This is a genomic window from uncultured Butyricimonas sp., from assembly GCF_959596855.1.
GTDB lineage: Bacteria > Bacteroidota > Bacteroidia > Bacteroidales > Marinifilaceae > Butyricimonas > Butyricimonas muris.
Genome location: NZ_CAUFYA010000041.1, coordinates 38,944 through 48,620 on the forward strand (window position 1 = coordinate 38,944; position 9,677 = coordinate 48,620).

Annotated in this window: 10 protein-coding genes; all 10 read left to right on the forward strand. The window is 46.2% G+C overall.

The features are described 5' to 3' along the window. Window positions 1–32 precede the first annotated feature (32 nt). Window positions 33–3,341, forward strand: coding sequence for a metallopeptidase TldD-related protein (locus Q5866_RS15890; protein ID WP_227216526.1), 3,309 nt, complete (start codon window positions 33–35; stop codon window positions 3,339–3,341). Between the two features lie 82 nt (window positions 3,342–3,423). Then, complete coding sequence (locus Q5866_RS15895) at window positions 3,424–4,518, forward strand: TlpA disulfide reductase family protein (RefSeq protein ID WP_303181268.1); 1,095 nt, start codon at window positions 3,424–3,426, stop codon at window positions 4,516–4,518. 119 nt (window positions 4,519–4,637) lie between these two features. Then, window positions 4,638–4,916: a hypothetical protein gene (locus Q5866_RS15900; RefSeq protein ID WP_186976066.1), complete on the forward strand. Its 279-nt coding sequence runs from the start codon at window positions 4,638–4,640 to the stop codon at window positions 4,914–4,916. Window positions 4,917–5,058: 142 nt separating this feature from the next. Beyond that, entirely contained in the window at window positions 5,059–5,580 is a 522-nt protein-coding gene (locus tag Q5866_RS15905) for a hypothetical protein (RefSeq protein WP_303181270.1), read from the forward strand. A gap of 45 nt (window positions 5,581–5,625) precedes the next feature. Then, the gene (locus tag Q5866_RS15910) at window positions 5,626–6,888 is read left to right on the forward strand and encodes a hypothetical protein (protein ID WP_303181271.1); all 1,263 of its coding nucleotides are present in this window, start codon (window positions 5,626–5,628) and stop codon (window positions 6,886–6,888) included. Between the two features lie 268 nt (window positions 6,889–7,156). Next, a complete protein-coding gene (locus Q5866_RS15915; protein ID WP_186976070.1) occupies window positions 7,157–7,558 on the forward strand; it encodes a LytTR family DNA-binding domain-containing protein in 402 nt (133 codons plus the stop codon). 467 nt (window positions 7,559–8,025) lie between these two features. Further along, complete coding sequence (locus Q5866_RS15920; protein WP_303181272.1) at window positions 8,026–8,646, forward strand: DUF6266 family protein; 621 nt, start codon at window positions 8,026–8,028, stop codon at window positions 8,644–8,646. 65 nt (window positions 8,647–8,711) lie between these two features. After that, complete coding sequence (locus tag Q5866_RS15925; protein ID WP_303181273.1) at window positions 8,712–9,008, forward strand: MerR family transcriptional regulator; 297 nt, start codon at window positions 8,712–8,714, stop codon at window positions 9,006–9,008. Next, complete coding sequence (locus Q5866_RS15930) at window positions 8,993–9,367, forward strand: 3TM-type holin (protein ID WP_303181275.1); 375 nt, start codon at window positions 8,993–8,995, stop codon at window positions 9,365–9,367. The genes Q5866_RS15925 and Q5866_RS15930 overlap by 16 nt, the downstream gene beginning before the upstream one ends. A gap of 24 nt (window positions 9,368–9,391) precedes the next feature. Then, on the forward strand, window positions 9,392–9,677 hold a 286-nt coding region (locus Q5866_RS15935), incomplete at its 3' end, for an N-acetylmuramoyl-L-alanine amidase (protein ID WP_303181277.1).

A 9,677-nucleotide genomic window follows, 5' to 3' on the forward strand; every position in this document is an offset into this window, starting at 1 on the left:
CGGCGGTCGTTATTCAAACACAACCAAAAAGTATGTTAAAAATAAGTCATTTAACCAGACTCTTTTTTAGCGGGATTCTGCTATTGAGCTTCTCCGGTGTATTCAGTCAGGAGCAAGAGGATAAACTCTTGCAACTGATGAAGCAGGAATTGAAATACAACATGGAGGAGTTAAAGAAACAGGAAAATATCCCCTATTACATGAACATGCGGGCGATGGACGACTATACCATAACGGTGGTAAGCTCGTTCGGGGCTGTAACTACCGCCAATGCAAACCGCACACGCACTCTAGTACCGCAAATCCGTTTGGGAAGCCCGGAACTGGATAATTTCAAGTATAATATGCAGGGAGGATTTGCCGGACCTAACGCACAAGGAGCACAGGGCGTAATTTTACCCTTGGATGATAACGCTTCGGATGCCATCCGGGAAGCGATCTGGCGGGAAACTCTGCAACGTTACGAGTATGCCCGTACCATGTATGATCAGGCAAAGACTCGCGCCACGGTAAGCGTGGAGGACGAAGACAAAGCACCGTGTTTCTCTGAAGCGCCCGTGGAACATTACTACGAAGCGCCCGTGGCTGCAGGAAGACAAAAAATGGATATTAAACGGGCTTGGGAGCAACGAATGGACGAGGTTTCCGCCGTGTTCAAGACTTGTCCCGAATTGCGTCAAGGCTCTGCCAGCTTTAGTTTCCAAGTATTACGCACCTATTTCGTGAACAGCGAAGGAAGCGTGGTCGTGCAGAACCGGGTATCCACTCGGGTAATGTTAATGGCATCACTGAAAGCAGCTGATGGGATGGAATTACCATTGAACATGGATTATTTTGCCTACACGCCGGACGAGTTGCCGGATAACGACCGGATGGTCGCCGACGCACAAGATATGATCAAACGCTTGCTGGCACTGCGTGACGCACCGGTAGCCGACCCGTACACGGGACCCGCCATTCTCTCGGGCCCCGCGAGCGGCGTGTTCTTTCACGAGATTTTCGGTCACCGTTTGGAAGGTCACCGTTTGAAATCGGGCGGTCAGACCTTCAAAAAAATGGTTGGAGAACAGGTATTGCCCACTGATTTTCAAGTGTATTGTGACCCCTTACAAAAGCGTTATGCCGACACGGATTTGTACGGTCATTACGTGTACGATGATGAAGGCGTGAAAGCTCGCCGGGTAGATAACGTGGTGAACGGTGTGCTGAAAGAATTCCTCATGAGCCGAGTACCGTTAGACGGTTTTCCGGTGAGCAACGGTCACGGGCGTACCTCCGGGGGAGGCGATCCTGTTTCCAGACAATCTAATTTAATCATCGAAACCAATCGTCCCTACACGGAAGACGAATTGCGTGCCATGCTAGTGGAAGAAGCCAAAAAGCAAGGAAAAGAATACGGTTATTATTTCCGCACCGTAACAAGTGGTTTCACGTACACGGGTGAGGGAGGAAGCCTGAACTCGTTCAACGTGACTCCCTTAGAAGTGTATAGGGTATTCGTGGATGGTCGCCCGGATCAACTGGTGCGAGGCGTGGACATGATCGGGACTCCCCTGTCCATGTTCTCGAACATCACGGCTGCCGGCAACAAACCGAGCGTGTTCACGGGCGTTTGCGGGGCAGAGTCAGGCTGGGTACCCGTGACAGCAACCTCTCCCACGATATTCGTGAGCCAGATAGAAACACAACGCCGGGCACAAGCACGTGATATAGCCCCGGTTTTACCTTCACCGAAACCGGAAAATAAAGTTACCGGTAACACGGACGAAACGATTTTCGCGGCAATGCGTTCCGAGCTGGAGCGCAATAACGCAGCACTGATTTTACCAAACGGCCCGAAACCTTACTATATCTCGTACACAGTGGCACGTTACCGTCGCTTCTCGGTAGCCGGTTCATTAGGAGGCATCATGTTCTCGAATGTTTCACCGTGGCAAATGAACGGAGGTACGCAAGTGATGCTCGGGGATTACCAACATAACAGCGACGTACAATACTCGGAACAAATTGCCCCCACGCAATTACCCTCGGAAGTGGATTACGACATCATCCGCCGCGGGTTCTGGGAAGCATCAGATATGATGTACAAGTACTCGCTAGGAATGATGGCACAGAAAGCGAATTACTTGCAACAAAATCCCCGGTCACCCGAGGAATCTGCCTTGGCGGAAATGCAACAATTACCCGCGGTTACCCGCATACAAGAACGGGAAACAAAATTCGAGATCAATCAAGCCGCCTTGGAACAGCTTGTAACCGAAGCCTCGGCTGTATTCAAAGAGTACAAGGATATTTATAACTCCAGCGTGGCAATCAGCGGAACAGAAATAGACCTTTACCGGCTGACCACGGAAGGTGTGCAATTAAAAGAACCCGGCGGGCACGTGACCGTGTCGGTTTCCGCAGAGGCCCGTGCTGACGACGGTTCAACCGTGGGAGATTCTTTCTCGCTCTCGTTACTGAGTCCGGCAGAACTCCCCTCCGTCGAGGAGTTAAAAGAACGGGTGAAAGCCTTTGCCGAAGGATTGATGCAATTGAAAGCTGCGCCCCCGGTGGCAGAGTACTACAACGGACCGATCATGTTCGAGGGAGGAGCCGTGGCAACGATTCTGGCAAACAATCTCTTGTACCGCGGCGGATTGATCGCCGCCCGTTCACTTGGTCCGTCCCGGGGAGGACTGGAAGACCAGTTCGGGAGCAAGATCATGGATAGCCGTCTGACAGTCAAAAATTACACGGCGATGAAAGAATACAACGGTACACCGTTGTACGGGCATTACGAGATAGACGGCGACGGTGTTACCCCGGAAACAGAAATGACTCTGGTCGAGAAAGGAGTATTCAAAAAGATGCTGAACGGACGCATCCCGACACAGAAAGCCCCGGAAACAACAGGCAGTTCCCGCTTTATACTATCACCGCAAAGCCCGACTGTTACAACGGGAACCGGAACGATTCACGTGCAGGTGGAGAAAGGCACTTCCCACGAAAAAATGAAGAAGATACTCATCAAAGCGGCAAAAGAAGCCGGACAATCGTGTGCCTACATCGTGAGAGGAATTGCCGGATCGGCACTCGTGGTCTACCGCGTTGATCTCAAGGACGGGAAAGAAACCCGTGTCCGTACCACCGGATTCCGCATGCCCGACTTGACAAAATTGCAGAAAATCACGGCGATATCGTCAAAAGAAGAAATAATGAATTACCTGCCGGAGTACTATCCCGCCTCTATGATCTATCCTGCCGGAATGATCGTGGACGGCTTGGTAATCGACAAGGCAAACCCGAAAACTGCAAAGGAACCGGCACTAAAAGTCCCGAGACAACGGGAACAAGAATAATCAAGTTATCCATTTTAACTAAAAATCTCCCGTGAAAATCAATCCGAATCAACACGGGAGACTTTTAAAAACGAACGAGAAGATGAAAAAGTTTTTATTTACCGTATGCATGTTATTCAGTTGTGTCATATTAGCTGTGGCACAAGGAGATAGTTACAAAATCGAGGGACGGTTAGACAACTCCGTCAACGGAAAATTACTGTTGGTTGCCAACACGGAAAACGGAATGATCGATATCGGCGAGGCCGTGATCACGAACGGAGCTTTCGAGTTTACAGGCCGGATGCCGGAAACGACACTGGTCTACTTGATGCCGGTCAAGAAAAACACTATATTGGCAGCCATGATGTTGGAGAACGCAGTTTACACGATTACCATGGGCACCAACGAACTGCTCGTGGAAAGTAGCGGTGAAGCCCAGAATATATGGAAAGAATTCAACGATCTGGACAAGTATCTGGCACAAAGCGAACAACAGCTACAAGCACAAGCCCGGTCAAATCCGGCGCAAGCACAAAAACTGCAACAGGATTTCAAAAAAATAATCACACAAGTAGAGGCAGAAGAATTGGCATTACTAAAAAAATACAACGACACGTACGTGGCAGCCTACGTCGTGGCAGCCAAATTGCCTCAAACTCTTGACGAAACGAAACTGGCAGAACGCTACGATATACTGGGAGAAAAGGCAAAAGCAACCATTTACGGCAAACAAATCGCTACCGAACTGGCAAAGATCCAAAAAATAGCGATAGGAGCTGTTGCGCCCAATTTCAGTGCCCCGCTATCCGATGGCGGCGTACTTTCTTTGTACGAAACAAAGGCAAAAGTAAAAGTCATCGACTTCTGGGCATCTTGGTGCGGTCCCTGCCGACGGGAGAATGTGAACCTGATAAAAATCTACAAACGCTTCCGCCCGAAAGGACTGGAAATCATCAGTGTTTCAATCGACGACAACAAACACGCTTGGTTAGCCGCAATTGGTCAGGACGGCTGTAATTGGAAAAACGTGTCCGACTTGAAAGGACGACATTCCGAAATCGCCGCCGAATACTGCGTGAAAGGCATCCCCTGCACCTTTATCCTCGACGAGGAAAACCGCATCGTGGCTAAAAACCTCCGCGGCAGAGAACTCGAGAAAAAGATTGAGGAAATGCTGAAAAAGAAGAAGGATTAGTACTAGAGTATATACTTGTCATTGTATTGGTTGGATAAATAGTATTCAACCGACACAATGACAAGCAATATATTAAATCACTGTTTTATAACTCTAAACAACCTCTAAAAATCAAGATTATGAACAAGAAATTTAAATTAATTTTTGGTAGTGTTGTCTTTTTGGCGGGTGCTTTATTAATTGTTCTCAGTCCATCACATTTTATTACAACGATACTGATGCTTATAGGTATAATTTTCATCCTTAATGCATTAATCAAAAGAAAGGTCGTTTTTTTAATAATATCCATAATATTGACAGTGCTGGCTATATTAGTATATATTAATATACATAGCTTCAGGAGTATCGAGCGTATTGAACAACAAGTAAACAAAGTAGAGTATATTGAAAATGAATAGTTAATAAACAAAATTCAATTTGCTCATTTTGTACACTAAAGTAATGTTTAACTAATTAAATTTATTGCCTATGGAATAATAAAAACAACTATTCACCAAATAGATATGAATTATCAATGAATAATACCTAATTCCCAATATTATGAAACTACTACTACTATTTTTGGTAATAAGTACATTGATCTGCTTATCGTCATGTGCATCGTTACATGAAAACTTGTCGAAAAAGGAACTTGAAGAAGCTGTCCGTGCAAAAATAGATAGCCGGAAATATAGAATTGATTTAACACCTCAGGCTTTTACCGGGGAAGAGGGTACAAACTTGTATATCCCGGAGTATTTTCAAGTGTGCGGAGATTCTATAATCTCTTGCATGATATACGATAATCCTTTTCCGGGTTCGTTCCCACCTAAAAATTATATACAACACATGCGAAGCGTTAAGTATGAAATTTTGGACTACAAACAAACAGAAACCCGACGAGGTCGTATAATTGTCAGCTTTGGGTATAAAATAAAATACGACGAGTATGACCCTTATGTGTTGGCAAAATATAAAGACAGGCTTGTACCTTTGCATTACAGATTAGAATTTGGTAAAACACCTAGAGTGCGTGTTATCCAACAAAATGGATACATGGTATTTGGAACATTATCATTATAGAATGATGATGCGATGAATTTATTATCAACCAACAATTTATGAATTATGAAAAAATCGAGGATCATTTTATTTGTGTTTCTAGCTTATTTTAGCATCATCCCCCCGATAGAAGTTTCGGGGCAAAGCATGGTGATTATCGGGCAAGACTCTTTTGAAATGTACTCCAACCCCTTAAAAGCAAAACAAATCCTGCATGACAAAGTATATGAACGCATACCTGATGGTGACTATATCCGGGATATGCCACCTTACGTGGCATGGTGGCGGTTACAGAATGACTCGTTATTTCTGGATAGAATCGTGGATTGTTACAGTACCGTACGTTCTGATAATCATAAAACCGTTTTAATGGATATAGAAGACATATTCGATGCTTACCTGCAAGACGGAAAGATTTTTGCCTCGTGGTATAGCGGGGAGTTGGACGTCGCAGGTGGGGAGTGTATATATCAGGCAGGAATGGGATTCCGATCGGATTACGAAGATCAATGGATATACCGGGTAGAAAATGGATGCGTTGCATCTAAAACGACATACCGTAATGAAAGAAGGGAGACAGCCCTTTCGGACAACATTGTATCTTTAATAGAAACCCTATTTAACGGAGATCGGTTTCCCGAGTTAGCAGATAAATACGTGATTGCTAAAGTGCAGGTAATTCCCCGCCCTGACGGTTCCATCGACAGCCTTGGTCTTGCCATTCGCGTGGTAACGGATAAATCCTCTATCAGTCAAGTGAGAGATGATGACGGGCAATGGATAGAAAATGATTTTTCCAATCCCTACATACAAGAATTGAAAGAATGTGTACTGCTTGTACCTGCATGGGACTACGTGAAACTCCGCGGTCAAGTGTATCCCATGCCGGGATGCGAATTGAGGATATGGGAAGGCAAGGGATGCAAGGATGTCTGTTCTAATTCTTTTGACAACTGGGCATTCATCGACATGCTTTCCGCGAACGGAAAAACCTACAAGTTAAAAAATACCCCTCTCCAATATGATATGAACCTTTATGCCCGAATACGTTCCCGTTTGCGGGATGAGTTCATTCCCTCTTGTTTACGGGGGTATACCGCTAACTGGGAAATCAGGGATGGCAAACTCTACCTCATCTCGATCCGGGGAGCGAAATCCAGACAGCCGCTCCCTCTTGATGTCATTTTTCCCGGGAACAACGGAAACCCGATAGAAGCGACATGGTACACGGGTGAATTATATTTATCAACCGGGAATGACTTGGAAAAGGGCAACTCTGCCCGGGGAAACACATCTTACAAAGTGAAAAAAGGAAAGATTATCAAGTAAACGGTCTTCAACAATTGTTATATAGTCGGTGTTTGTGTGGAGGGGGAGCCTGACCTGTTTGGCTCTCCCTCGTGCTTACAGAAGAAAAGCTCATTATAATCTCGACCTCGGGAAATTTTCCCGACTTCATCCAAAATAAAAAAACGCATATAGAAGATAGGCCCCGGGATACGGATAAGCAATATTGATTTTTACGGTTATTCATTGAAAGCATGATAAACGAAATTGCCCGCCGGTGAGTTCTTCACGAGGCATAAAAATCAATAATATGGAAAATAAAAAAACAGGAACAAAAACATCATCCAACGAACCCCGGTACGGGGGTGAACACGTGTTTATCTGGGGTGAAGGCTATTGCAAGCGAGCCTTGTACGCGGATATACTTTACGTGCAGGGATCGGGCAGTTACAGTACATTCCACTTTACCGACGGAACTCAAATAATTGTTTCCTACTGCCTGGCAATAACCGAACGGTCGTTACCGGAGAGCAGTTTCGTCCGGGTACACCAGAGTTTTATCCTTAACTGGCATTTTATCGACACGCTGGTAGGAAATTCGGTGAAAATAGGGAGCGAGTGGTTCCCCGTCGGAAGGGCTTACCAAAAGCGTTTGCAGGGAACGTTACATTTCTCGGAAATTTCCCGGAAAACCCGCAAAACAGAATCATAGTATCAATAATCTAAAATAATAACCACACCTCGCGGGTATATTTATCGGCGGGATTCCGTGGAAAAGTTTACCCTTCACTATATTCAGAATCCCGGGAACAATACCCGGTGTAGAGCCGAAGTGCATTCGATGAGATAAGGGTGTAATAAGGGATCAAAGACGTTTCACCTTCGATACAAAGACGTTTCAAAGACGTTCGGGTGCGTAGGCGAAAGGTCATTGACCCGGGAGTGCCGCGGGAATGATTTTTTTCTGCCCGATTTCTTCCCCGGGATATCGAAAGAAGTTACGGGGTGAGCGGTTTTTTGTCGGAATTCGACGTTAAATCGTCGAATTTAAAAAGATAACGTCGTTTTTAAATTAGAGTTGCAACACGGTAGTGGCAAGCAATATCTTTGTCCCGGACAATGGGAGAAAAGGACGGAGAGGAAAGAAAAATAGTAGTAATGAATTAAAAAGGACGAAGAATGGCAAAGACGGAAGAATCTATTCGAGGGAAAGTTGGAAACACGGTATTTTACCGGGTAGGCAACGAAACCCGGGTGAGAAGTACGGCGTCAAATTATATTGACGCGGACACGGTGAAACAGCGGGCAAATCGTTCCTGCCTGAGGGTGGCAGTACGTTTTTATCAACACCTGAAGGGGACTATATTACAAGAGGCATGGAAAGTGGCGGCGGGAGGCTCCGGGATAAACGGTTACAATGCATTCATGAAACTGAATATGACGGTGTTCCGGTCGGACGGCAAGATCGGGGATTTCTCCCGCCTGCAATTGTCCGTGGGGCTGTTGCAAAAAGCGAACCACCTGAAAGCCACGGTCGCAGACGACGACACGGTGACTCTGACATGGGAGAAGGGTATGGATGTGCCCTCGGCACGGGAGAATGACGGCTTGGTGGTAGTCGTGCTGTACGCGAATCGCTCTTTCTCGCCCGTGTTTATCGATACGGACGGCGCAACGAGAGGGGACGGGAAGGCAATATTCCGCCTGACACGGAAACAAGGTACGGCAGCCCATTTATACAGCTTTTTCAAGGAAAAGGAGGGGAAGGCGTATTCGGCGAGCCAATACATTCGAATTTAAGATTTATGATTTTATTGATTCAGTGATTTACATTTTCAATTTTCAACTTTTAATTTTCAATTAACATGAAGAGAGTGATTAACAACATCGAAAAAGGAGAAGAAATAACCCTGTTATTACTGCGGCAACTGAAAGAATACCGGCAGGAGGTAAGGTTAGCGATAGAAACGGCAGCAAACGTATCGCACAGATTGATGACCGCGGCGGAAGTTTGCAAGGCAATGAATATCTCCGCCCACACCTTGCGCCGTTACGAGAAGTTGTTCGCTATTCCCGTGCGGAGAGTGGGGAACAAGAAGTTTTACTTCGAGGCAGAGATCAAGAATAGTATTGTCACGGAATTGAGATGGTGGAAAGAGTAAAGGGCGTTGTCAGTGCGGTCGGCGGGGTGATCGACCGACTGACGCTCCCGGCGAGGGAGAAGAAGCAATTGGAAACGGATTTGCTGCGGATTTTTATCGAATGGGAAAAGCGGGTAATGGAAGCCCAAGCGGCGGTGCTGACAGAAGAAGCCCGGGGTACATGGTTGCAACGATCGTGGCGTCCGTTGGTGATGTTGACATTCGCCTTGATTGTTCTCGCGGGGACATTCACGAGCCTGCCCATGCTCGCCGACACCTCCCGCTTTTGGGATTTGCTGGAAATCGGGTTAGGCGGCTACGTGGTGGGAAGAAGCGGGGAAAAAATCGTGCAAGCCTTCACGGAAAAAAAACGCTTCTAATTTTTGATTTATGATTTACGATTTATGAGTTCATTTTCAATTTTCAATTCTCCATTTTCAATTGTTAACCACCGTTTGGTGGGAAACGGGGTAAGGCATCTGGTGTGTGCGAAGAACACGCGTAAACTTGTAGGACCGGATATGATTGTTTTACATTACACGGCGGCAACGGGTAGTGAAGCCGCGGCAATTTATCTGACAAGACCTGACGTAAGCGCTTCAGCACATCTAGTAATCGGGCGGGAGGGAAAGATCATTCAACTGGTGCCGTTTGACACGGAAGCGTGGCATGCCGGACGGAGTTGGTACG